Here is a 23,698-nt window from a genome sequence, read left to right on the forward strand (position 1 = left end):
CTGAAATCAACACTTTCCATGAAACGAACGATAAAGAAAATAGCCGTTTTAGGATCCGGAATAATGGGGTCTAGAATAGCCTGTCATTTTGCCAATATAGGTGTAGAGGTATTACTTCTAGATATTATACCTAAAAGTCTAACTGAAAAGGAAGCGCAAAAAGGCCTCACACTGGAAGATGAGGTAGTAAGGAATCGTATCGTCAATGAGGCCTTGGACAGCGCACTTAAATCCAAGCCATCGCCCATTTATTCGACCAATTTTGCAAAGCGCATTGCTACAGGAAATTTTGAGGATGATCTTCCAAAGATTGCGTCATGTGATTGGATCATTGAAGTAATTATTGAGAACCTGGAAATTAAACAGGGGCTTTTTGAAAAGGTAGAACAGTTCAGAAAGAAAGGCACACTCATTACTTCTAATACATCTGGTATTCCAATACACCTGATGGCGGATTCCCGATCGACTGATTTTCAGGAATGCTTTGCCGGAACTCATTTTTTCAATCCTCCCCGGTATTTACGTTTACTGGAGATAATTCCCGGGCCAAATACCCTGCCCGAACATGTGGATTTTTTGATGGAATATGGAGACCGGTTTTTAGGAAAAGAAACGGTCCTCTGTAAAGACACACCTGCATTCATTGCTAATCGAATAGGGGTTTATGCGATCATGGCGGCCATTCATACAATAGAGAAAATGGGACTGGGCGTATCCGAAGTAGATAAAATGACCGGAACGGTTATCGGCCGCGCCAAATCGGCCACTTTCAGAACCCTCGATGTGGTAGGATTAGATACCACGGTTCACGTAGCTAATAACCTGTACAAGGTATTGGAGCATGATGAATCCAGGGATACTTTCAAACTTCCAAAAAGCGTACAGGTATTAAGTGATAATGAATGGTATGGTGATAAAAGTGGAAAGGGTTTTTTCCACATGATCCGGCATGAAAATGGAAAGAAGGAATTAAAGGAAATCGATTTTGAGACATACGAATACAAACCGGCTGAGAAGCCAAAGATCAAAGCCCTTGAAAAGGCAAAAGGCATCGATAATCTAAAGGAACGGATTCGTTTTCTGGTAAATTTTGAAGATGCTGCCGGAGAATTTTACAGGGCCACGTTTTACGATCTTTTCCGCTATTGTTCTTTCCGAATCCCTGAAATATCCGACGAGCTGTATCGGATTGATCAGGCGGTAAGTGCTGGCTTTGGTTGGGAGTACGGACCCTTTGAAAATTGGGACATCCTGGGAGTGAAGGAAACAGTTGCCAATATGGAAAAGGCAGGCGAGAAACCGGCACCCTGGGTTTATGAAATGCTGGAAGCCGGAATTGCTTCTTTTTACACTGTAAAAAACGGAAAGCGGCATTATTACGATATTTCGGATAAAGCCTATAAAGAAGTACCCGGTCTGGAACCGTTCATTTTACTTGATACCTTAAAAGCTGCTGACCGTAAGGTTTGGTCAAATGAAGGAGCCAGTATTTACGACATTGGAAATGATGTTTTAGGACTGGAGTTTCATACAAAAATGAATTCGTTAGGCCAAGAGGTAGTAGAAGGAATCAATACCGCTATTTCTATGGCTGAAAAATCCTATAAAGGTTTGGTGATCGGAAATGAAGGGGCGAATTTTTCGGCTGGAGCCAACCTGGCTATGTTATACATGTTTGCCGGGGATAGGGATTTTGATGAGATCGATGTGATGATTGCGCAATTTCAAAATACCATGATGCGGGCGAGGTACTCCTCCGTTCCGGTGGTGGTGGCTCCTCATAATATGGCATTGGGAGGAGGTTGTGAACTTTCCTTACATGCGGATAAGGTGCAGGCTCATGCTGAGTTGTACATGGGTCTGGTAGAAGTCGGAGTCGGACTGATTCCTGCTGGCGGCGGTACCAAGGAAATGGTTTTGAGATTTTCGAAAAACCTGGTGTCAGGAGATGTGGAATTAAACCGGCTTCAGGAATCATTTATGAATATTGCCATGGCGAAGGTTTCTACCTCAGCGGAGGAGGGCAAAGAATTGGGATACCTGGAGCCAAAGGATGCTGTTTCCCTAAACCGTAAACGGCAATTGGCCGAAGCAAAGCAGCAAGTTTTGATGCTGTTTGATAGCGGTTATTCACAGCCCATAGAAAGAAAGGATATCCGCGTTCTTGGGAAGACCTCCCTAGCTCTTTTCGAAGCAGGAATCACCGGAATGCAGTATGGTAGCTACATTTCGGATCACGATGCAAAAATTGCACGAAAATTAGCCTGGGTAATGAGTGGGGGAGATCTATCGGCACCAACTGAGGTCAGTGAACGATTTTTGCTGGAATTGGAAAGAGAGGCTTTTCTAAGTCTGACAGGCGAACAGAAAACCCTGGAAAGGATTCATAGCATATTATTTAAAGGCAAACCGTTAAGAAATTAATCCGAATAATTAATTAGCTGTTGAGATGATTAATGTGGCAATCAACCCAATCGAAGGATCTGCCGAAAATTAGTTTATTCAGCAGCATACTTGAGTGTAAAGAGGTATACGCAAATTCGTAAAGGAAATAATAATGGATGCATACATAATCAATGGATACCGGTCGGCAGTAGGAAAAGCAAAGAAAGGAAGTTTCCGTTTCTACCGTCCCGATGACCTGGCTGCAGATGTAATCAAATACCTGGTGGCACATACCCCCGGATTGGAAAATAAAAGGGTAGATGACTTGATCGTAGGAAACGCCATACCGGAAGCTGAGCAAGGAATGCAAATGGGAAGGATGATTTCGCTTCTGGCCCTTGGAGAGGAAAATCCTGGTTTTATAGTCAATCGCTACTGTGGTTCGGGATTGGAGGCCATTGCCCTGGCAACCGCAAAAATTAATATGGGGATGGCCGATTGCATTATTGCCGGAGGAACGGAGTCCATGTCCTTATTGCCGATGATGGGTCACAAGACGGCATTGAACTGGGATATTGCATCCAATAACCCCGACTATTACCTGAGTATGGGATTAACGGCCGAAGAATTGGCCAAAGATTACAAAGTAAGCCGTGAGGATGCCGACCAATTTGCTGTCAAGTCTCACGAAAAGGCATTAAGTGCGATTAAGGAAGGCCGTTTCAAGGATGAGATTGTACCGGTGGAAGTGGAAGAAACCTATTTGGACGAAAATCAAAAACGAAAAACCAGAAAAAATACGGTGGACACGGATGAGGGACCCCGTCCGGGCACCAGCATGGAAGTACTATCTAAATTGAAACCTGTATTCAAACAGGGAGGGCAGGTGACCGCAGGCAATTCCTCGCAAACATCGGATGGTGCCGCTTTTGTAGTAGTTATGTCCGAGAGAATGATGAAGGAGCTAGCCTTGGAACCCATGGCCCGACTACTATCGTATGCTGTGGCTGGCGTTGAACCCAGAATAATGGGAATAGGTCCTAAATATGCCGTTCCCAAAGCATTAAAACAAGCGGGTCTATCCCTGAATGACATCGATCTGATAGAGTTAAACGAAGCTTTCGCTACCCAAGCGCTGGCTGTAATCCGATCTCTGGATTTTAATCCCGATATCGTAAATGTAAACGGAGGTGCCGTGGCCTTGGGGCATCCTCTTGGTTGCACTGGAGCCAAACTTTCCGTGCAAATTATCAATGAGCTGAAAAAACGACAAGGAAAATATGGGCTGGTGACTGCCTGCGTAGGAGGCGGGCAGGGAGTGGCTGGTGTAATCGAGCTATTGCATTAGTCGTTCGGTGGATCTCAATGTAATCACGCTTTCGTAAATGAATGGTATATGGAAAAATTACGTAAAAAAAACAGCTTAAACGGAGGGGCGTTTCTAATTCAGGAAACAGACTTTTCGGATATTTTTATTCCCGAGGCCTTCAGCGAAGAACAAATGATGATGGCTCAGGCCTGCCAGGAATTTATGGACAAGGAAATCCTGTCCCGGATGGAAGAAATAGACAGCATGAAACATCCAGACCTGGTACCTTCCATACTGAAAAAAGCAGGTGATCTGGGATTGCTGGCCATTTCCGTCCCCGAATCTTATGGTGGGCTGGGAATGAGCTTCAATACCTCTATGTTGATAGCCGATATCATCGGTGCAGCAGGTTCATTTTCTACGACCTACGGTGCACACACCGGCATTGGAATCTTACCCGTATTGTATTACGGAAACAAAGAACAGAAAGAAAAATACTTGCCCAAACTATCCAACGCTGAATGGGCTGCCTGCTATTGCCTTACGGAACCCGATGCCGGCTCGGATGCGAATAGCGGCAAAACCAAAGCAATCCTGAATCCTGAAAAAACGCATTACCTCATCAACGGGCAAAAAATGTGGATTTCGAATGCCGGCTTTGCTGATTTTTTTATTGTTTTTGCGAAAATAGATGATGATGCGAACCTTTCGGCCTTTTTAGTGGAAAAAGGTTTTGGTGGCATCAGCATGAATGAGGAAGAACATAAGATGGGCATTAAGGGTAGTTCCACCCGACAAGTTTTCTTCAACGATTGTCCGGTACCAGTAGAAAACATGCTCTCCGAACGGGGTAATGGTTTTAAGATCGCGGTTAATATTTTGAATATCGGACGGATCAAATTAGGAGCTGGTGTTTTGGGCGGATGTCGTCGGGTTTTGGGTCTAGCCATTCAATATGCGGCACAACGAAAGCAATTTGGCGTTTCCATTGATTCTTTTGGAGCCATGCAAGCCAAACTTGCGGAAATGGCGATTCGAACCTTTGCATGCGAGTCCCTTTGCTACCGGGCAGGACAAGATGTGGAAGACCGAATAGAAGCACTGGAGGCCGAGGGAATGGAACCAGCCAAGGCCAGGTTAAAAGGAGTAGAACAATTTGCCATCGAATGTGCGATAGCCAAAGTCCATGGTTCGGAAGTCTTGGACTATGTAGTAGACCAGGGAGTTCAAATTTACGGAGGTATGGGATATTCGGCTGATGCGCCCATGGAGCGGGCCTATCGGGATGCCCGAATATCCAGGATTTACGAAGGAACCAATGAAATCAACCGCATGCTAATGGTCGGCATGCTGCTCAAGCGAGCAATGAAAGGCGAGTTGGACATTGCCGGTGCCGCCAGGCAGGTGTCCGAAGAATTGAAGTCAGTTCCGGATTTTTCTGATAAAGACTACTCTCATCCCCTTTCCGGCGAAAAATACGCTTTGAAGAACCTCAAGAAACTTTTTTTGATGATTGGTGGACAAGCGGCCAATACGCTGGGAGAAAAACTGGAGGAAGAACAAGAAATCATGATGAACCTGGCCGATATCATGATAGAAATATATGCCGCTGAATCAACTTTATTGCGAGCTGAGAAGCTTTATGAACAAAAAGGAGAGCAGGCTTCGAAACATCAGCTTTCCATAAGCAAAGTTTACTTGTATGAAGCCGAAGAGAAAATTCGTAGTGTAGGCAAAGAGGCCATACTTTCTTTTACCTCCGGCGAGGAGCAAAAATTCCTGCTAATGGGCCTAAAAAGGTTTACCCGTTATGGGGAAACCATCAATCCAAAGGAATTACGAAGGGAAATTGCGGCGGCATTAATCGAGCAGGGAAAATACTTCTTTTTTCATGCCTAATTTATAGAGCGGAACCCTAAAACGATGAAGCAACCGGAAGTATGGCTAAGAGGACCTGTTCCTGGTATCCCTTTTTGCTTGCAGCCTGCAGCCCATGCATTGTTACAGACCCAGGAAGAACTGGAACGGTGCATGCGGGACGTTCCGGAGACGTGGCTGTGGAAAACGGTAGCAGGACGAGCCTCGGTTGGTTTTCACTTGCGTCATTTGACGGGAGTGCTTGACCGATTGCTTACCTATGCCGAAGGAAAGGAATTGAGTTTAGCTCAGCTGGAATATCTGAAAAATGAAACCATTGCTGATTCTACAGGGAGTGAAGCATTGGTGAAGCTCTTTCGGATAAAGGTGAGTGAAGCGCTGGATATTTTCAAAGAAACTCCGGAAGAAAAATTGCGGGAGTCCCGGACGGTTGGAAGGAAAAAGCTACCGAGCAGCGTTATGGGACTTTATTTCCATGCTGCCGAACATAGCCAACGGCATTTGGGGCAATTGCTAGTTACCTGCAGTTTTATAAACAAAATGGCGGATACCTCAGCCGGATAATCAAAAAGTCTAATGTTCTTTTAGTTAGACCTGCTGTTCCTACGAAGCCATCAAAACGAAGCTAGCAGACTGCACTTAAATTAGCTAGCAATTTCCAGGGAACAGATGTTTGGCGGAGGCAAAATTTATTAGAGGCCTTTCTTTGTGGGAGGTCTCTTTCTTTTTAATCCAATGCGTATTTTGCAAATGTAAACCCCGGCAAGTAAATGAGGAAAATAACCAGAAACACGTTCCTGAAACAGTCCATTAGTTTAGCTGCTTCCCTCTACAGCCTGCCCAATATAGGATTTGCGGGGCATTTACCAATTGTACGGGCAAATTCGTTCTCCGAACTCTGGGAGAAAATGGTTGCTGCAAATGATGCACACGTTAAATCCCTCTTGGAAAGGTGTGATGCTGCCAACAGGCATGGAGGGAGAAGTTTTGGCTATAATTTTGCCTTTCTGGCAGCAGCTTTTGCCTGCAAAGATTCTAGGTTTCATCAAGACAACAGGTTGATTTCACTGTTGCATACTACTGCAGATAAATTAATTGGTAGCCAAAGACCCGATGGTACCATTAATGCCGGCAACCTGGAGTCACCTCCGGATACAGCCTTTATTATGGAGCCCCTCTGTGCAGGCGTCTATATCCTTAGCAAACGTAAGGATGGAAACCTGAAACCGGTAATGACTAAAATCGAAGCTTTTATCAAAAAGGCTGGCGAAGCATTGGTAATAGGAGGGGTACACACGCCTAATCATCGTTGGGTAGTATGCCATGCCCTGGCCCGTATCAACCAATTATATCCGGATGCGAAGTACCTGGAGCGCATTGACGAATGGTTAAGCGAGGGGATTTACCTGGATGAAGACGGACATTACCCGGAAAGAAGCATGAATTATTCCGATGTGGAAAACAATGCTTTTATTACCCTGGGCCGAATATTAAACAGACCTGAACTATTTGAAGCTCCCCGAAAATCCCTGGAAATGACCTACTATTATATGGAACCTAACGGAGACCTGGTCACGTTTGATTCCAGAAGGCAGGATCAGTATTCCGCTCGAAGCATTGTGGTTCAGTATTTGCATTACCGTTTTCTGGCCATTTACGATCAGGATGGTGCCTTTGCGTCTATCGTCAACATGATAGAGAGCTTTCCTGGCTTTGACCGTATGATTACCCGGGAGGCTTTGTTCTATTTTATGGAAAACGAATGGTTGCAAAAGGAATTACCCGATCCCGAACCTGTTCCAACCAATTTCGAAAAAGTTTTCCCTACCAGCAGCCTGCTTCGGATCAGACGTGAAAATACTACCGCTACCCTATTTGGGGGGGTGGATTGGCCCCTGATTATCGCCTCTGGCCGATCGGTTAGCCCCAATTTTTTCGCTTTTAGAAAAGGCAGTGCCATCTTGAAATACATGCGGATGTCGGCAAGCTTTTTCAGCATGGGGTATTTTAGAAGTGAAGGTTTGTGGCAGGAAAGAGACCAGTACGTGCTTTATCAGAAATTAGAGGCACCCTACTACCAGCCTTTACCGGATCACCTTAAAAATGAAAATGGAGACTACGAATTGACACCCAGTGTAGATGGTCGGTTTTGGAGCAAAATGGCTTTTGATAAAAGGCCTGTAAGTAATGTAAAAACCCTGGAAAGTAAGGTGACCCTTTCCGAAGAAGGAGGAAAAGCTTCCTTGCTTTTTGAAGTGAAGGGCTTGGAAGGCGTGGCGGTTACCATCGAAATGTGCTTTGATGAATCCGGAAAACTTAGCGGAGTGATTCCTTCCGATACCGAAAAAAACAACCATTTTCTTCCGGAGGGATATGGCACCTTTGAAAAAGCTGGGGATGTCCTCACCTTTGGTCCCGGAATACAAGAACATCAGCGTATCAGCCGGTTGGCCGGTGAGCAGTATAGTGTGCATTTTGGATCGCTTAGGACAGAAGGGAATCACGTTTACATGACCGGATATACCCCATTTAGTCATCGGATCACATTTGAGTAGGAAAGGACAAACCTAGTAAAGGCAAATTTTCAAGGAACCAAAAAAATACATGAGCCCGTTGTGACCCCTTTAGGAATCTTAAATAGAAAACCAGCAGGTTGAATTAAGATTAATTGACGGAAAAAGCCCTGTCAGGAAAGGAATGAAAAACGGAAATCCGTTATCTTTATTCCTATGAAAAAAATAGCTTTCCTTCTGATCGCCATGGGGCTTTCTTACAATACGTTACGAGCCCAGAAAACAACCCAAACAGAGAATATTTTTCTCATCACCGTGGATGGCCTTCGATGGCAGGAATTATTCCAGGGGGCAGACTCTCTTTTTGTTGACGATACGGGTATGATGGAAAATCCAGGTTCGCTTTTGGAAACATTTTGGGATCCGAATCCCCTGAAGCGTCGTCAAATGTTGATGCCTTTTACCTGGTCTACACTTGCCAAACAGGGACAACTTCATGGAAACCGCGCCTTTCGCAACCAGGTAGACATGCGAAACAACATGCTTTTTTCTTACCCGGGATACAACGAGATATTAACCGGAGTACCGGACGACGAACGGATCAATTCCAATTCAAAAACCAACAATCCCAACACTACCCTGCTGGAACACCTGCAGGGTTTACCCGAATACACAGGAAAAGTATTTGCCTTTGGGAGTTGGGACGTTTTTCCCTATATCGTTAACGAAGACCGGAGTGGTATTCCGGTGAATGCCGGATTTGATAGGGCAAAAGGGCCTAACCTCAGTGAATCGGAGCGGATTATCAATAGGCTACAGCAAGAGATCCGTGGTCCCTGGGAAGGGGTACGGTTGGATCCCTTTACCCATCATTATGCCCTGGAGGCGGTAAAAAGGCAAGCTCCAAAAGTTGTTTTCATCGCTTATGGTGAACCCGACGATTGGGCGCACGATAATCGCTACGACGAATACCTCCATTCCATCAAACAGTTCGACGCCTACCTGAAGGAATTGTGGGATTACATTCAATCCACCCCTGCTTACCGGGATAAAACCACTATGATTGTTACCACCGATCACGGCCGGGGAATCGACAAGTCTACCTGGACCGGACACGGATCGGGAATTCCCCGGTCCAGGGAAGCCTGGATAGCAGCCATTGGTCCCGACAGTCAGGCACTGGGGGAGGTAAAAGAAGCTGGGCAACTGTATCCGGCCATGATTGCACGGACCATTTTCCAATTGTTGGGTTTACCCTATCCCGATGAACAGGCGGATACGGCTATAGCGGAAATACTGCCATGAGATTCCGGGACGGCTTAGCATGGACGGTTCTTATTTTCTCGGCTTGCCAGTCTGAGCCTGCTTTGCCCACTTATCGTGAGCCGTTTCTGGCGAATGAGCAAAAGGTAGCTGGCATGTTTCCAAACGAATTTCCGAAAGAGCCGCTGAGGGAACTGGATTCCGGCTGGGTATTTCTTGGTCGGGATTCCATTGCCGGAATTTACCGGGACTGGCAGGATCCGTTTCCCCAGGCCGAAAGCGTTTCCCTGCCCCACCGCCTGCCCTTGCCGAATCATTCCCTGTGGTATTCCTGGAAGGGAATACTGGAACCAGGCATTTTGCTCGTAGACGCAGATGACGGAGTGCAGTGTTGGGTAAACGAAAAGCGGACTCCCAGGTCCGTTGATGGGGATTTTTTTGAAGTGGAAGTGAGTGGAGAAACCGAACTGAATCTTCGCGTGGTTAATAATGCCATGGCCGGAGGTCTACGTGGCGTACAGTTCTTCGCAAAGGAAGCTTACCAATTCTGGAAGGTCAGAAAAGACCAAATCATAGCGGGCATATTGGTGGACCGAAAGCTGGAATTACTGCAGGATACCGATCTTAAAGAGGAATGGGACGGCATGTCCTATCCCGAGTTGAAAGCATTGTTGGCCGATTATCCGATTCTTTTTACGCCGCCGGTATTGATTTGGAGCACGGACGGCGGTCCCTTTGTCCGCTGGGTGAGCGAATCCGCGGGTACCGCCATCCTGCGCCAGAAACGGGGAGAAGAAGTCCGAATTGAATCCACCAATGGCATTTTTACGCATAAAATGGAAAGGGAATCCAGTATTTCGTTTGATTTATATCAGGGAAAATCCTTTCAGGGTAGCTTTTCAGTAGAGGCCACCCCTGTTGCAGATAGCATTAAAATAGCACTTTGGGGAGACTCCCAGGGAGGCTGGGAAACCTTTCGGGAAGTGGCCGAGGCCATAGGCGCGCACCAGGTAGATTTAAGTGTTGGAGCTGGCGATTTGGTTAATAATGGTTCAGAAGACTGGGCTTACCCGCGGTTTTTACAACTGCTCTCCCGCATGCAGGCACCCCAACTTTTGGTTCCCGGCAATCACGATTACGATGGCTATTACGACGATTTACATGCCGTTCAGATGAATGACTACCTGTTTCAGCCGGAGGTGCCTACTTATGGACTGCAGCAATTTGGCCCAGTTGCGATCCTTAGCTTGGATCCAAATCTGAATTTCCCGGTATCGGTTCCAGAAGGTACGCTGCAGAGGGAATGGCTATCGGAGCAATTGGAATCCGATACCTGGAATAATGCGCCTTGGAAAATCATTGTATTGCATCAGCCTCCCTATTCTCAGGGTTGGCCGGGGTATCAGGGAGAGCGGACGATGCGTCAACTCCTTGAACCTTACTTTCATCGTGGAAAGGTAGATCTGGTGGTCGCCGGGCACACCCATGATTACGAGCGGCTTTCCCGGAAATTTTCGGGCCACCCCGTTCAATTTCTGGTAGTTGGGGGGGCTGGTGGTGGCTTGGAGCCAGAAGGACTGCAATCGGATATTCCCCAAATGGACCGACTTATCAAAAAGCACCACTACGGAATCCTTGAGGCCGATGATAATCAGATGCGCTTTAAAGCGTACGACCTGGAAGGCAATACCATGGATGAATTAACGGTAAGAAAATGACTGCTTTAGTTAGCTGCAGAAGAACGAAAAGTGAGTTAGGCGATGGATGATGCGTGCAGGGTAGGCGATGACTAAAATTCTTGCTAACTTGTTATGGAAATGGGGCACTGTCCTTGATTTGTGCTATTATTTGAATTCTTTTAAACCTAAAAATAATACAGCAATGTTTTTACGACTATTGATTGTTTTCCTCTTTTCGTTTTCAGTGCTGCGGGCGCAAGAAGATCCCAATTTTGACCTGGAAGCGTATGAAGTACATCTGGATGCGGAAAAGGAAGGCCAACGGGTATTTCGATATGCCATCAAAAATACCGGATCCACCACTGCTCCAGCGGAAAGTTACCGGGTCTTCTTTAAGGTAAATGGAAAAATGATGAGTTTCGATACTAAAACGAATGCTATCAAACCCGGGCAAACCATTGTGTATACCTCACCCGAAAAGATCCCAGCCAATCAGCCGGGAAAAAAACTTAAGTACCACCTTATTATTCATACGCGGGATGCCGATTCCTCTAATAATAAAAAGAAGGGGGAGATTATCCTATAATTCAATACTGGCTTTTTGGTCCATTTGAAGAAAATACCAGCCGGGGAAATACCGAAATCAGCATTACGGAGGGTTCATTCAAAATGAAACTTATCCAAAACTCCATGCAAGAATAGTGGAGCCAGCACTACCTGGCTGCGGAAAATAAAAAAACACCATTGGGTTTTGTTAACATTTGCTTCTATTTTTGGTTTAGGAAAGGCAAAAACAAAAACCAATGAGTCAAAATAAAGCCAAAACAGGGATATTACTGGTGAATCTGGGCACGCCGGACAGTACCGCTACCGGAGATGTCCGAAAATACCTGCGTGAATTTTTAATGGATGGCAGGGTGATTGACATTCCGCTGATTCCCCGGTGGTTGTTGGTGAACCTGATCATTGCGCCTTTCCGGGCGCCCAAATCCGCAGGAGAATACCGGAAACTTTGGACGGATCGGGGTTCTCCCCTGCTTTTCCATACCATGGATCTAAAAGAAAAGCTATTGCCGCTGATCGACCAATCCCGTTTCCAGTTGGAAGTTGCCATGCGATACCAATCTCCCGGCATCGAAGAAGGGCTGAAAGCACTTAACAAGTCCAATGTAAAAGAGATCGTGGTATTGCCGCTATTTCCCCAGTACGCCTCGGCCACCAATGGTTCGGTGATCGAACGGGTTATGGAACTGGCTACCAGATGGCAAATCATTCCCAGTATTCGCTTCATCAGCAATTTTATCGAACACCCCCTCTTTTTAGAGGCCTGGGCAGAGCTGGGTCAGGAGATGATGGCAGGCCAGGAGTATGACCGCTACCTTTTTTCCTACCATGGTTTGCCGGAAAGGCAAATTCGGAAAGGATCTGTGGACGGGTACTGTCGCCTGAGTGACACCTGCTGTGCACGGTATACCAAAAAGAATCAGTTTTGCTACCGGGCTCAATGCTTTCACACCACCCGTTTGATTGCCAAAAAGCTCCAACTGCCCGAGGAAAAAGTAGTCACCTGTTTTCAGTCCCGACTCGGAAAGGATCCCTGGATCAAGCCTTACACGGAAGATTTGGTTCGGGAAATGGCGGGTAATGGGATCAAAAAAGTGCTGGTATTTTCTCCTGCTTTTGTCGCCGACTGCCTGGAAACTACGGTGGAAGTTGGTGAGGAGTACAAGGAGCAGTTTTTAGAACAGGGGGGTGAACGTTGGGACCTGGTTCCCAGCCTGAATTCCAGGGATACCTGGGTAGATTGTGTGAAAGATCTTGTCACCTCCAAGCCCTGAATGGAAAGGACGCCGGGGATTTAATCCAGCAGGTCTTTTGCCATTTTTTTGTACTTGTCAAGGGAGGGAACCGGTACCTGCGTTTCCTTGGCTTTTTCATCCCATTCCCGCATCTTTAATATCAGGGAGTGGTTTTCATCCGCTTCAAATGCACTTGCTTCCTCCGGGCTCATCACTCCTCCCTGGTAGCGGAGCGTCTGCTTGCTGGCCTCAGATAAGCGGTTAAAATAATCCGGGTTTTTATAGGTCAGGTATCTTTTGGCTTCTACATGGCTTTCCACCAAGCGAGCAACCAGTTCCGGAAAACCCAATTTCCGCAGGTAGTCGGCACCCAGTTTTTCGTGGTCCATTACCCCAAACCCCCCCATCTGATCGACTGCTTCCCGTTGGGCAAAGAGGTGTCCCAGGTCATGGAAAAAAGCGGCCAAAATCACCTCAGGTGAATAACCTTCCGATTCAGCTAACTGTGCGGCCTGACTCATATGTTCCAACTGAGAAACAGGCTCGCCGATATAATCTGCATCGCCAAAAGAGGCGTAAAGGGTAAAAATTTCATCTATAATGTCCTGGGTAGTCCTTTTCATAACTATGCTATTTTGTTTTGAAAATACCGATATTCAGTAGAAAAGCCAAACCTTATTCATCTGTTTATAATTTTTTTTAGCGGTCAGATGGAATCTCGCATGATTTATAATCATCCCACTGTGTGACGATCTCGTCATGCCTGCCTGTCCGGTAGGCAGGCTCGATTTCACGATTAATTAACCGAAGGATGATTGGGTTTGGTTTTCTTCTATTATTTTTTTTGCCTATTTTGATCCCGTAATTAATAGCACTTATCAGGATTCGCAAACGTATGAAAAACCCCATCAAATTGGCTGTTTTTGACATGGCCGGCACCACCATCAAAGATCAAAGCAATGTGGCAGCGGCTTTTGTCACTGCTTTTTCAAGTAATGGTTACGGACAGGTAAGCTTGGAGGAAGCCAACGAAAAAATGGGCTATCCCAAACCACTTGCCATCCGGGAAATGCTGCAAGCCCATTCCGAAAAGGTGACGGATGAAGAAGTGACTAAAATCCACGCTAGTTTTGTGGAGGAAATGATGCGATTTTACCGGGAAAGTCCGGACATTGCTCCGATGGACGATGCGCTGGAAGTATTTGAATCCTTGCAGCAAATGGGAATAAAAGTGGGATTGGACACGGGCTTTAGCAGGGATATTGCCGATGTCATCCTCGAGCGCATTGGCTGGAAAAATCATCCGCTGATAGATATCATCGTGTGTAGCGATGAAGTTAAAAAAGGCCGGCCACACCCGGACATGATTTTGAAAATGATGGCGGCGTTGGGCATTGGTAGTCCATTGGAAGTAATCAAGATCGGGGACACCGAAGTAGATATCCATGAAGGACTGAATGCGGGCTGTCTGATGAGTCTGGCCGTGACCACGGGTGCTTACACCGAAGCAGCACTAAGACCCCACAAACCTACCCACATCGTTCACCGGCTATTGGAAATTTTGCCTTTGGTAGCCAAAGAAATTGGTGAGCCCGTGCAGTAATGTTTATCATTCCCTCCTTTACCAAAAAACTAGCTGCTGCTCCACCATTGCTCATGAGCCTTTTTGCCGGGGTCATGGCATTTCTAACCTACAGTTGCATGTATGCTTTTCGGAAGCCATTTGCTTCCGCAACGTTTGACGGGGAAGAATGGTGGGGGCTCGACCTGAAAGTCTGGCTGATTTTGATGCAGACCCTAGGGTACATGGCCAGTAAGTTTTACGGGATTAAAGTCATTTCTGAATTGAAAGCTTCTGACAGGGCCCGACTTACGCTGAGCCTAATCGGAGTTTCCTGGTTGGGATTATTGGGCTTTGCCCTGCTACCTGCCCCCTGGAATATTTTATGCTTTCTGATCAATGGTTTTCCACTTGGCTTGATTTGGGGGTTGGTTTTCCACTACCTTGAAGGCAGGCGATTTACCGAAATGATGGGTAGCATTTTGGCGGTGAGTTTTGTGTTTTCGTCGGGATTTGTAAAGACAGTAGGCCGCTATCTATTGGTTGACCTGGAAGTGGACCCGTATTGGATGCCCTTTTTGACCGGTGCCATTTTTATTCCAGTATTGTTGGCAAGTGTTTTTCTTTTGAACCATACACCTTCTCCCAGTACCGGGGACATTGCTCTGAAAACGGAACGAAAATCCATGCATCAGGCCGATCGTAGCGCTTTTTTCCGGCAGTTTCGCACTGGCGTGATTATCCTTATATTGGTCTATATGGTCCTGACAGCCTTTCGGGATATTCGCGATAATTTTGTGGTAGAGATATGGAAAGATCTGAGGGTGACCGTGCCCCCCGAACTGCTGACACAAACCGAGATTCCCATCACCCTTATCCTGTTACTGATGATGGGGCTGCTGGTACTGGTGAAAAATAATTTCAAAGCCTTGTTTATCTACCATTTGATTATCATCTCAGGGTTATTACTGGCGCTAGCGGCTACGCTGGCCATGCTAAATGGCTGGCTATCGCCTTTATATTGGATGGTGGCAACCGGTACAGGTACTTACATGGCGTATATTCCCTTCAATTGCCTGCTTTTTGATCGTTTGCTGGCATCTTTTAAATACGCGGGTAATGTAGGTTTCCTGATGTACCTGGTCGATAGTTTTGGTTACCTGGGTTCTACCGGAATCCTCGTTTTTAAACAATTTGGAGACTATGAACGCATGAGTTGGCTGTCTTTTTATTCCCAGGGCTTGATTTTACTGATGGGTCTTAGTGTGCTCCTTATGGCGGTTAGTGGGGTTTATTTTTTCAGGAAACTTCAAGCCTATCAGCTGCTCTCTGACCGGAAGCATTTGCCTGGAATGATTCCCTAATTTGGTTTTCTACCATCTGAATAGAAAAATCAGGAATCATCCTGTTGCCGTTTGTAGCGAAACCAATAATAAGCTGGAAATACAAGTGCTTTCAGACGCCAATCATTTTTTTCATGAAAGGACAGCCAGGGATTGTTATTAATATGACGGTAGAAAAGGCTGGCCATCAGCAGGTGGGCCAAAACCAGCAATAAAGCGGCAGTGTACAGTATTAGTTCAGTCATTTTCCAAAACGGGGTATGATGGCGGGAATCTCTTTTTGATACCTGGCGTAGCGCCTGCCATATAGGGTTAGTAGCTTTTTTTCTTCAAAATAAATGCCTACCGGTAAGTATAGCAAAAGGGCCGCTAGATGAAATAGCGAAGAAAGATTGGGCACGTATAAGAAATACCCCATAAAAATCAAGATTAAACCGGCATAGAGGGGATGCCGCATGTATCCATACCAACCGTCTGTAACCAGTGGTTCGTTCTCAGAAAGGTCATCTTGCGGGCGAAGGCCTAGGAATCGGCTGACCGAAACATCCCGCATGCTTTTTACGCAAATGATGGTACCAAACGTAGCGAGCATAAAGCCCAGGTAGGTGCTGCCCGGACCGGAAGCAAAAAGCCAGATGGGAGGAATACTGCCTGCATAAAGGAACAAGGCTAAAAAGAAGAGGCTTGAAAACAAGCTATACGCCAGACGGTACCATTTATATTGTCCTTTAAGCAAGGACCTGATTTTTCTTTTTATATTGAGTGTGGCGAGGAACGTGTGGCTGCTGTAGAATAGCACCCAGCCAAGTCCCAAAATGAGGTAGTCCATAAACACCCAAATATCCATATTTTGATTGATTATGAAAAATTTACACCGCTATATTGAACACAGTGCCTTGCATCCTGCAGTGGATGACAAAGCGATTCGGTTGTTGATCAGCCAGGCTGTCATATACCATTTTCGTGCCGTATGCGTTCCTCCGTTCTGGGTGAAAAAAGTCAAAAGAGAGTTGGCTGAAGAAGACATACAGGTAGTTACCGTAGTTGGTTTTCCGTTCGGCTACAACATGAGCCAGACCAAGCTTGCCGAATGCAATCAAGCGATGGATGACGGAGCAGATGAACTGGATGTGGTCTGGTCCTTATCCGCCTTCAAATCGAAAATGAATTGGCCCAAAATAGAATTGGCGCAGCTAGCCAATCGAATCCACGATAGGGAAAAAATGCTGAAAGTGATCGTCGAAACGGCCTATCTTAACAAGGAAGAATTGGAACAAGCCTGTGGCATTTGCAGGGATGCCGGTGCTGATTTTGTTAAAACGTCCACCGGATATGCACCAAGGGGAGCAGAAGCCGGGACGGTTCGGGAGATGCGCCGGCTCCTTCCAAGCCAAATCGGGATCAAGGCCAGTGGAGGCATAAAAACGATGGACCAAACCCTGGAAATGATCCATGCTGGGGCTGACCGGATTGGGACCAGTAGCGGCCCGCAAATCATGGATGCTTTTCTCCGGAACCAATCCTGATATCACCGACTTCCTCCGTTTTGGGAAGAGTAGGTGCTGTGTCTGTGCCGGACTCTCCATCGGACTGATTGAAATAAATCAGAAAAAAGGGGATGATAAAAAAGGTTAGAAGAATATAAGCGAATCCAACGAAACGGGTATTGGCCGTTTTTTTTCCAAAATTCCGCGCAAATTTTACGGGAATCTCACGTAATGCAGGAAAGGGAAGGAAAAGCAACGCTCCGATAAGGTTAAACAGAACATGAACAATCGCCACGCTAATGGCCGCTTCGGTTTTATAAAGGGCAGCAATTACTGCTGTAATGGTGGTTCCCAGATTAGCTCCCATAATAAAGGGGAACACTTTTCTCAAGGCAACCTTGCCGGTGGCAACTGCGGTCACCATCAGGGAGGTAGTGACGGTGCTGGACTGAACGGCCGCTGTAAAAAACATCCCATAGGCAAAAGAGCGATAGGGAAAGTTAAAAATATGTTTTCGGATTTTTTTAAAGTTTGGGGTAATCAGGGAGCGATAGGCCAGGGCAGAGAGGATTTTGATGGACCCTACCAGAAGCACAATCCCCACAAGCAGACCAAAAAGCGGCCAATGGAGCCATTCTGCCAGGTAATAACTCAGGGGTCGGAGAAAAAAACCCTGATAGCTCAAATCGCCTTCGAAAATAGTGCTTCCGGCCCCAAGCCCACGAGTAATCCAGGCGGCCATTTTACTTAGGAGACCAAAATACACCTCGAGGGGGAGTAAGAGAATGACCGAAATGATATTGAAAAGATCGTGCAAAACACCAGCTGAAAGGGCCTTGCGGAAGGATTTTTTTTTCATAATGTAGCCAAAAGCTACCAGTGTACTCGTGAGGGTCGTTCCAATATTTGCCCCCATAATCAGGGGAACAGCCTGTGCCAGGCTCAGGTTACCGGAGGCGACCAGGACCACGACCATGGCCGATACCGTAGAGCTGGATTGGATAAGGGCGGTAGTCAACAAGCCTATAAACAGTCCTACAAATGGGTTACTGGTGGCCATAAACAGCGTATTGGCTACTTCATTGTTTAATTTAGCCAGAGAATAGGTCAAAAAATCAATCGAAAACATGAACAGCAGTAAACCAAAAATCACGGTAACTGCCAAAATCAGATTCTTTTTATAGGTTTTACCCGCAGAAGTAGTGGTCATTCAAAAATCAAATTAGAAATAGCTTCTTTCAATTTGCAAAATACGTATACACCCTATAGAAATACACACTTTTCGCATAAAACTTATGTTAAAATTAGTAGTACCCCATTTGTTTGGGAAGAAACGATTTAAATTTCAAAAGGGGCTGGGAAGAAATAAAATCTTTCTATTTTTGAACAAAAGAGGTTTGCCCGGGCATTCACTCAAAATTCTCGGTTTTCGCCCTTTTACAGGGACTTAACAATTTGGTAACATTATCCTTAATAATTCTTGTTTAATTTGCGTCCGTATTTCCAAGCCGAAACCAGCTTATGGCCAAACTGAAAGATCAAAACATTAACCAGGATGCGCTATCCAAAGCCGCCTATTCACTTTTTGATTTTACAAAAAAAGAAAAGTCCTTTCTTTTAATCATTTGCATCTTGATATCCGTTGCAGGTATCATTACTCCCTATACCTATGCTGCCATGTGGTTTGGGTTTATGCTTGCTGCTTATTCGGCTATTGCCAACGATAGCATACAGACGATTGGGACCTTTATTGCCTCCAACAAGAACAGGAAATGGTATTATTTGTGGCTTTTTATGGGGCTGATTTTTGTCGGTACCGTTACCTATAGCTGGTACACGTATAATGGGGATGTTAGTTACCAGCGATTGCAGGTCGATGGTCTGGATCAGGCTCCACAGAGTTTTGTCTTTTTGCAAATTGCGGCGCCGATCGTTTTGCTGGTTATGACCCGTCTACGGATGCCGGTTTCGACTACCTTTCTGTTACTAAATGTTTTTACCTACAAAGCGGGCACTATTATAGGAGTCATGCAAAAAAGTTTCGTCGGGTACTTTTTAGCGTTTTTTGCTGCCATTGTGGTATGGTATATATTGGAAAAGTTTGTCACTAGCTATCTGAAGGGAAAACCCGGAAACTACTGGTATTTCCTTCAATGGATTACCTCGGGCAGTTTGTGGGCGGTGTGGGTTATGCAAGATGCGGCCAATATAGCCGTTTTCCTTCCACGACAATTAAATGTCTGGGAATTTTCTGCGTTTACCGGCTTTGTATTTTTTGGTCTAGGTGTGCTTTTTTACATGAAAGGAGATAAGATTCAAGGGATCGTGAATGAAAAGACCAGCGTCACGGATGTGCGGGCAGCGACTATTGTCGACTTGGTGTACGCTGTTATCCTGTTTTATTTCAAGTCTTACAGTAACATGCCCATGAGTACCACCTGGGTTTTTATTGGACTTTTGGGAGGCAGGGAGTTGTCCATCGCTCTGGCGAAATCAAAGAAGCTGAAGAAACGTAAAGCTCGTCTGGTAAGGGCGTATCGATTGGCGAAAAATGATTTCGTTAAAGCAGGTATCGGCTTGATTGTGTCGCTTATCCTTGCACTGATCATCAACGAAGGGGTAAGAAAAGAAATTTTTGACTTGATTTTCTAAAGCAGTATACTTGGAAATTTACTCAGATGAATATTGGATGAATGAAGCGCTGAAGCAGGCAGAAATCGCCTTCGATGATGGGGAGATTCCCGTAGGAGCGGTGATTGTCGTCAGAAACAGGGTCATCGCCCGGGCCTATAACCAGACGGAAAAGCTTACCGATGTGACCGCTCATGCCGAAATCCTGGCCATAACGGCGGCTTCCCATGCCCTGGGCGCCAAGTACCTACCGGAATGCAAACTGTACGTGACGCTGGAGCCCTGTATCATGTGTGCCGGGGCTAGCTTTTGGGCACAACTGGGAGAAATACACTTTGCCAGTAGCGACCCACAAAGAGGGTATTCCCGTATACCTCAACCCCTTCTCCATCCCAAAACCAAAGTCTCCAGCGGCCTGATGGAGGATAAATCAAAGAATTTGTTGCAGGCATTTTTTAAAAATCTCAGAAATTAGAGATTCGACGGAATAAAAGAACCATTTTTCAAGTTACTTGGTTTGTACTAGTAGGTTTTTTAATACGAACCTGCACCATCAACTCAATTTTATGTTTCACTAAAAATAAAAAACGAATGGCTTTTGAACTTCCAAGTTTACCCTACGAAAAGAATGCATTGGAGCCTCATATTGATGCGAAAACCATGGAAATCCACCATGGTAAACACCACAATGCGTATGTGACCAAGTTAAACGGTGCTGTCGAAGGTACCGACCTGGCTTCGAAGAGCATTGAAGAAATAATGAAGGGGATTTCCTCTGCACCAACAGCCGTTAGAAATAACGGCGGTGGTCATTACAACCACTCCCTTTTCTGGACGATCTTATCTCCCAAAGGTGGTGGAGCTCCGAGCGGGGAACTGGCAGCAGCCATCGACAAAAAATTTGGTTCTTTCGATAAATTCAAGGAAGAATTTGCAAACGCCGCCGCTACCCGATTTGGTTCCGGATGGGCCTGGCTAAGTGTTCATAACGGTGAACTACAGGTAAGCTCCACCCCAAATCAGGATAATCCATTGATGGATATTGCCGAAACCAAAGGAACACCCATCTTAGGATTGGACGTTTGGGAGCATGCCTATTACCTCAATTACCAAAACAGGAGACCGGATTATATATCCGCTTTCTGGAATGTGGTTAATTGGGACGAGGTGGCTAAAAAATACGCTGCTGCCAAATAATTGCAGCAAGATCATTTCATTGACGAATCCCTCCGGAAATTCCGGAGGGATTTTTTTGTCCGGTAACCGTACAACAAATGTGTACGATATTGAGACAGCTACTTTATTTCTAATTTTTTTAAAACACTGAAAAACAGCAATTTAATAGTATTTTTTTCGTTTGGCACTTTTTTCCCATGGCAAGGTATGAAACCATTAATTGTGTACAGCCATGAATGTTACCAGGTATATTTTTGCCACCGTATTCTTTTATTTATTGGGTTTGAGCCATCTGGCCGCTCAGGACCAATCGGCTCAGGTAGCAGGTTCCGTTTTGGATGAAAACGAAGCACCTATGCCCTTTGCCAACGTGTTTTTACTCGATGCCACCGATGGCGAGTTGATAACGGGTGCCATTACCGATGAGGCAGGGAATTTTTACCTTCCTGCTACCACTAAGCTACCCTTGACTCTGGGCGTTTCCACCATTGGATACGATACCTACACGAGCGAACCATTTCAATTGAAACCTGGGGAGCAAAAGCATGTTGGAACCATCCGGTTAACCGTGCAGGTATCCGCTCTGGATGAAGTAACGGTCAAAGCAGCACGCCCGGATGTGCTGATTCAGGCTGATAAAACCGTGGTAAACGTGGAGGGCACGGTTATGGCAGAGGGAAATAGCGCATTGGATGTCATTGGCCGTTCCCCGGGAGTATTTGTAGACGCGGATGGAAATATCAATTTAAACGGCCGCACAGGCGTAATCGTGCTGGTCGATGACCGACAGACCTACATGAGTGCCGAAGACCTGGCCAATTTTCTTCGGGCCATGCCGGCAGACAACATCCGAAGTATTGAAGTAATCCAGAACCCTCCCGCCAAATACGATGCCGAAGGGGCGGCAGGTGTAATCAACTTGGTTTTGAAGAAAAACAATCTGAACGGTACCAATGGAAATATACATGTCGGCAGTCAGTATAATGGCTTGCACACGCCATCGGCCGGTGCCACTCTGAATGTCAAAAATAATAAATGGACCTCCAATATCAGCCTGAATTACAACCAATTCGGGCGCTTCCTTGACCTGGATATCTTTCGCAGGTTTCAATTGGATAATGGCCTCTCGGAGTTTGATCAAGAGGCACGCTTGAAATTGCTGAGTAAGAATTTGTTTTTCTCAGGGGGAACCGACTATCAAATCAATGACCGTCATTCACTGGGAATCAACCTACAGGCATCTACCCGAAAAGGGACAGAGGATGGCAACTCGCTGACTGCCATTTCCAATCCGGAAAATACAGACCGGAATTATCTGAATGCGTTGAACGATGGCGAATCGGATAATCTCCGGATGTTTGGCAACTTTCACTATATCGGTAAACTAGATACCTTGGGGACAAAGCTGTCGGCAGACATCGACTATACCCACATGGATGCCGGAAGCCTGAGTTTGCTGGATAACCAATATTGGCTTAATGAAAACCTGACGGACGGGACTTCGGACAAGATTCGGACAGGAAACGAGATGGCCTATTCTATTTTTACAGCAAAAGCAGATTTCACCAAGCCTCTTGGCAATGAAAAGGTCCTGGAAACCGGTATCAAAGGGAGTTGGGTGACTTCTGACAACCTATTGGAAATAACGAAAAGTGTGGAAGAGGGGCCTTTTACTCCCGACCCCAATAGCAACCACTTCCTCTATAAGGAAAATGTGTTGGCAGCTTATGCTTCCTACAAGGCACCAATAAGCGAAAAGCTGAGTTTTCAGGCCGGATTGCGGACTGAGTACGCCGCAATAGAGGGGAATTCGCTTACCCGTTCGGAAATCAATTCCCAAGAGTACCTGAACCTTTTTCCGAGTGCCTACCTGCAGCATCAGGTGACGGAAAACTATCAAATCGTCTACAACCTTAATCGACGCATCACCCGACCGTATTACCGGCAATTAAACCCTTACGTTTTCTACATCGATCCCCTTACCACCGAAGAGGGCAATCCCAACCTCAGGCCTCAGTATGCCAACAATCTGGAGATGAATCATATTATCAAAAATGCCTATCAGTTTTCGCTGTCTTTTTCCCAGACCGAAAATGCCTTTGGACAAATAATGCTTCAGGATGATGAAACAAGAAAGACCCGCATTCAGATGCAAAACCTCGATCGCACTCAAAACGTAAGTCTCAGGGCAGTGGTACCGGTAGAATTTGCCAGTTGGTACAGTACCAGCAACATGCTTCAGTTCAATGGAAACACCTTTCAGTCCCAGCTGGGAGAGGAGTTATTGGATGAAAGACAGTTTTCCTTTATGGCCCGAACGCAGCATAACCTCATCCTACCGAAGGGATTCAAACTGGAATTGGTGGGCATCTACCGAAGTCCCTTCCGGGATGGTCAATTGGTGATAAACGCCATGGGCTGGATGGATGCGGGGATCACCAAAACCTTCAAGGATGACAAATTAAGCCTTACCGTAAACGGATCGGATATTTTTCGAAGCATGAAATTCAAAGGCAACATAGATTTCAACCGAATTAATACCGACGTGCAGCAGTATAACAGCGTACAAAGCGTGCGATTTACCTTGCGTTGGAAGTTTGCTCAGGGAGAACAGTTCAATGTAAACCAACGGAGCGGAAGTACCGAAGAAAGAAATAGATTGGAATAAGTTTAG

At 45.8% G+C, this 23,698-nt stretch carries 20 protein-coding genes; 16 read left to right on the forward strand and 4 right to left on the reverse strand.

Annotated elements, in window-relative coordinates; genetic code table 11:
• The first annotated feature begins 18 nt into the window (after nt 1-18).
• The 9 genes from GJQ68_RS07460 to hemH all read left to right on the forward strand — a co-directional run bounded on the left by GJQ68_RS07460 (nt 19) and on the right by hemH (nt 12,865).
• The gene (locus tag GJQ68_RS07460) at nt 19-2,424 is read left to right on the forward strand and encodes a 3-hydroxyacyl-CoA dehydrogenase NAD-binding domain-containing protein (RefSeq protein ID WP_162416683.1); all 2,406 of its coding nucleotides are present in this window, start codon (nt 19-21) and stop codon (nt 2,422-2,424) included.
• Between the two features lie 133 nt (nt 2,425-2,557).
• The gene (locus tag GJQ68_RS07465) at nt 2,558-3,733 is read left to right on the forward strand and encodes a thiolase family protein (RefSeq protein ID WP_162416684.1); all 1,176 of its coding nucleotides are present in this window, start codon (nt 2,558-2,560) and stop codon (nt 3,731-3,733) included.
• A gap of 48 nt (nt 3,734-3,781) precedes the next feature.
• A complete protein-coding gene (locus tag GJQ68_RS07470; RefSeq protein ID WP_162416685.1) occupies nt 3,782-5,593 on the forward strand; it encodes an acyl-CoA dehydrogenase family protein in 1,812 nt (603 codons plus the stop codon).
• Nucleotides 5,594-5,617: 24 nt separating this feature from the next.
• Complete coding sequence (locus GJQ68_RS07475) at nt 5,618-6,136, forward strand: DinB family protein (RefSeq protein ID WP_162416686.1); 519 nt, start codon at nt 5,618-5,620, stop codon at nt 6,134-6,136.
• A gap of 206 nt (nt 6,137-6,342) precedes the next feature.
• Nucleotides 6,343-8,127 (forward strand): hypothetical protein, encoded by a 1,785-nt coding sequence (locus GJQ68_RS07480; RefSeq protein ID WP_162416687.1) that lies wholly within the window; start codon nt 6,343-6,345, stop codon nt 8,125-8,127.
• A gap of 174 nt (nt 8,128-8,301) precedes the next feature.
• The gene (locus tag GJQ68_RS07485) at nt 8,302-9,390 is read left to right on the forward strand and encodes an alkaline phosphatase family protein (protein WP_162416688.1); all 1,089 of its coding nucleotides are present in this window, start codon (nt 8,302-8,304) and stop codon (nt 9,388-9,390) included.
• A complete protein-coding gene (locus GJQ68_RS07490; RefSeq protein ID WP_162416689.1) occupies nt 9,387-11,066 on the forward strand; it encodes a metallophosphoesterase family protein in 1,680 nt (559 codons plus the stop codon). Before GJQ68_RS07485 ends, GJQ68_RS07490 begins: the two co-directional genes overlap by 4 nt.
• A 163-nt stretch (nt 11,067-11,229) precedes the next feature.
• Nucleotides 11,230-11,613 carry a hypothetical protein gene (locus GJQ68_RS07495; protein ID WP_162416690.1) on the forward strand — a complete coding sequence of 128 codons (384 nt, stop codon included), beginning with the start codon at nt 11,230-11,232 and terminating at the stop codon, nt 11,611-11,613.
• 217 nt (nt 11,614-11,830) lie between these two features.
• Complete coding sequence (gene hemH, locus GJQ68_RS07500) at nt 11,831-12,865, forward strand: ferrochelatase (RefSeq protein ID WP_162416691.1); 1,035 nt, start codon at nt 11,831-11,833, stop codon at nt 12,863-12,865.
• Nucleotides 12,866-12,885: 20 nt separating this feature from the next.
• Here hemH and GJQ68_RS07505 read toward each other — a convergent pair whose 3' ends face one another.
• The gene (locus GJQ68_RS07505; RefSeq protein WP_162416692.1) at nt 12,886-13,449 is read right to left on the reverse strand and encodes a phosphonate degradation HD-domain oxygenase; all 564 of its coding nucleotides are present in this window, start codon (nt 13,447-13,449) and stop codon (nt 12,886-12,888) included.
• Between the two features lie 272 nt (nt 13,450-13,721).
• On the opposite strand from GJQ68_RS07505, the gene GJQ68_RS07510 reads away from it, so the two are divergent.
• Together GJQ68_RS07510 and GJQ68_RS07515 are read left to right on the forward strand one after the other, a co-directional pair.
• Complete coding sequence (locus GJQ68_RS07510) at nt 13,722-14,429, forward strand: HAD-IA family hydrolase (RefSeq protein ID WP_162416693.1); 708 nt, start codon at nt 13,722-13,724, stop codon at nt 14,427-14,429.
• The gene (locus GJQ68_RS07515) at nt 14,429-15,751 is read left to right on the forward strand and encodes a DUF5690 family protein (protein WP_162416694.1); all 1,323 of its coding nucleotides are present in this window, start codon (nt 14,429-14,431) and stop codon (nt 15,749-15,751) included. Before GJQ68_RS07510 ends, GJQ68_RS07515 begins: the two co-directional genes overlap by 1 nt.
• Before the next feature lie 29 nt (nt 15,752-15,780).
• Here GJQ68_RS07515 and GJQ68_RS07520 read toward each other — a convergent pair whose 3' ends face one another.
• A complete protein-coding gene (locus GJQ68_RS07520) occupies nt 15,781-15,975 on the reverse strand; it encodes a hypothetical protein (protein WP_162416695.1) in 195 nt (64 codons plus the stop codon).
• Nucleotides 15,972-16,577 carry a methyltransferase family protein gene (locus GJQ68_RS07525; protein ID WP_235941189.1) on the reverse strand — a complete coding sequence of 202 codons (606 nt, stop codon included), beginning with the start codon at nt 16,575-16,577 and terminating at the stop codon, nt 15,972-15,974. Before GJQ68_RS07525 ends, GJQ68_RS07520 begins: the two co-directional genes overlap by 4 nt.
• A 13-nt stretch (nt 16,578-16,590) precedes the next feature.
• Between GJQ68_RS07525 and deoC the strand changes: the two genes are divergently transcribed.
• On the forward strand, nt 16,591-17,256 hold the full coding sequence (gene deoC, locus GJQ68_RS07530) for a deoxyribose-phosphate aldolase (RefSeq protein ID WP_162416696.1): 666 nt from the start codon (nt 16,591-16,593) through the stop codon (nt 17,254-17,256).
• Here the strand turns inward: deoC and GJQ68_RS07535 are convergent.
• Nucleotides 17,225-18,427 (reverse strand): Na/Pi symporter, encoded by a 1,203-nt coding sequence (locus tag GJQ68_RS07535; protein WP_162416697.1) that lies wholly within the window; start codon nt 18,425-18,427, stop codon nt 17,225-17,227. The two genes, deoC and GJQ68_RS07535, sit on opposite strands and share 32 nt — an antisense overlap.
• A gap of 311 nt (nt 18,428-18,738) precedes the next feature.
• Between GJQ68_RS07535 and GJQ68_RS07540 the strand changes: the two genes are divergently transcribed.
• The 4 genes from GJQ68_RS07540 (at nt 18,739) to GJQ68_RS07555 (ending at nt 23,692) form a co-directional block, all read left to right on the forward strand.
• A complete protein-coding gene (locus GJQ68_RS07540) occupies nt 18,739-19,869 on the forward strand; it encodes a hypothetical protein (RefSeq protein ID WP_162416698.1) in 1,131 nt (376 codons plus the stop codon).
• 10 nt (nt 19,870-19,879) lie between these two features.
• The gene (locus tag GJQ68_RS07545; protein WP_202927894.1) at nt 19,880-20,323 is read left to right on the forward strand and encodes a nucleoside deaminase; all 444 of its coding nucleotides are present in this window, start codon (nt 19,880-19,882) and stop codon (nt 20,321-20,323) included.
• A 116-nt stretch (nt 20,324-20,439) separates the two neighbouring features.
• On the forward strand, nt 20,440-21,045 hold the full coding sequence (locus GJQ68_RS07550; RefSeq protein ID WP_162416699.1) for a superoxide dismutase: 606 nt from the start codon (nt 20,440-20,442) through the stop codon (nt 21,043-21,045).
• A gap of 211 nt (nt 21,046-21,256) precedes the next feature.
• Complete coding sequence (locus GJQ68_RS07555) at nt 21,257-23,692, forward strand: outer membrane beta-barrel protein (RefSeq protein WP_162416700.1); 2,436 nt, start codon at nt 21,257-21,259, stop codon at nt 23,690-23,692.
• Nucleotides 23,693-23,698: the final 6 nt, after the last annotated feature.

Source organism: Cyclobacterium roseum (genome assembly GCF_010119225.1).
GTDB classification, from domain to species: Bacteria; Bacteroidota; Bacteroidia; order Cytophagales; family Cyclobacteriaceae; genus Cyclobacterium; species Cyclobacterium roseum.

Bases quoted from the DNA above. Each gene is read 5' to 3' on its own strand.
- deoC (WP_162416696.1), top strand. From the start codon at position 16,591: ATGAAAAATTTACACCGCTATATTGAACACAGTGCCTTGCATCCTGCA.
- GJQ68_RS07470 (WP_162416685.1), top strand. From the start codon at position 3,782: ATGGAAAAATTACGTAAAAAAAACAGCTTAAACGGAGGGGCGTTTCTA.
- GJQ68_RS07515 (WP_162416694.1), top strand. From the start codon at position 14,429: ATGTTTATCATTCCCTCCTTTACCAAAAAACTAGCTGCTGCTCCACCA.
- GJQ68_RS07555 (WP_162416700.1), top strand. From the start codon at position 21,257: ATGAATGTTACCAGGTATATTTTTGCCACCGTATTCTTTTATTTATTG.
- GJQ68_RS07485 (WP_162416688.1), top strand. From the start codon at position 8,302: ATGAAAAAAATAGCTTTCCTTCTGATCGCCATGGGGCTTTCTTACAAT.
- GJQ68_RS07465 (WP_162416684.1), top strand. From the start codon at position 2,558: ATGGATGCATACATAATCAATGGATACCGGTCGGCAGTAGGAAAAGCA.
- GJQ68_RS07510 (WP_162416693.1), top strand. From the start codon at position 13,722: ATGAAAAACCCCATCAAATTGGCTGTTTTTGACATGGCCGGCACCACC.
- GJQ68_RS07480 (WP_162416687.1), top strand. From the start codon at position 6,343: ATGAGGAAAATAACCAGAAACACGTTCCTGAAACAGTCCATTAGTTTA.
- GJQ68_RS07495 (WP_162416690.1), top strand. From the start codon at position 11,230: ATGTTTTTACGACTATTGATTGTTTTCCTCTTTTCGTTTTCAGTGCTG.
- GJQ68_RS07475 (WP_162416686.1), top strand. From the start codon at position 5,618: ATGAAGCAACCGGAAGTATGGCTAAGAGGACCTGTTCCTGGTATCCCT.
- GJQ68_RS07535 (WP_162416697.1), bottom strand. From the start codon at position 18,427: ATGACCACTACTTCTGCGGGTAAAACCTATAAAAAGAATCTGATTTTG.
- hemH (WP_162416691.1), top strand. From the start codon at position 11,831: ATGAGTCAAAATAAAGCCAAAACAGGGATATTACTGGTGAATCTGGGC.
- GJQ68_RS07550 (WP_162416699.1), top strand. From the start codon at position 20,440: ATGGCTTTTGAACTTCCAAGTTTACCCTACGAAAAGAATGCATTGGAG.
- GJQ68_RS07525 (WP_235941189.1), bottom strand. From the start codon at position 16,577: ATGGATATTTGGGTGTTTATGGACTACCTCATTTTGGGACTTGGCTGG.
- GJQ68_RS07540 (WP_162416698.1), top strand. From the start codon at position 18,739: ATGGCCAAACTGAAAGATCAAAACATTAACCAGGATGCGCTATCCAAA.
- GJQ68_RS07460 (WP_162416683.1), top strand. From the start codon at position 19: ATGAAACGAACGATAAAGAAAATAGCCGTTTTAGGATCCGGAATAATG.
- GJQ68_RS07520 (WP_162416695.1), bottom strand. From the start codon at position 15,975: ATGACTGAACTAATACTGTACACTGCCGCTTTATTGCTGGTTTTGGCC.
- GJQ68_RS07505 (WP_162416692.1), bottom strand. From the start codon at position 13,449: ATGAAAAGGACTACCCAGGACATTATAGATGAAATTTTTACCCTTTAC.
- GJQ68_RS07490 (WP_162416689.1), top strand. From the start codon at position 9,387: ATGAGATTCCGGGACGGCTTAGCATGGACGGTTCTTATTTTCTCGGCT.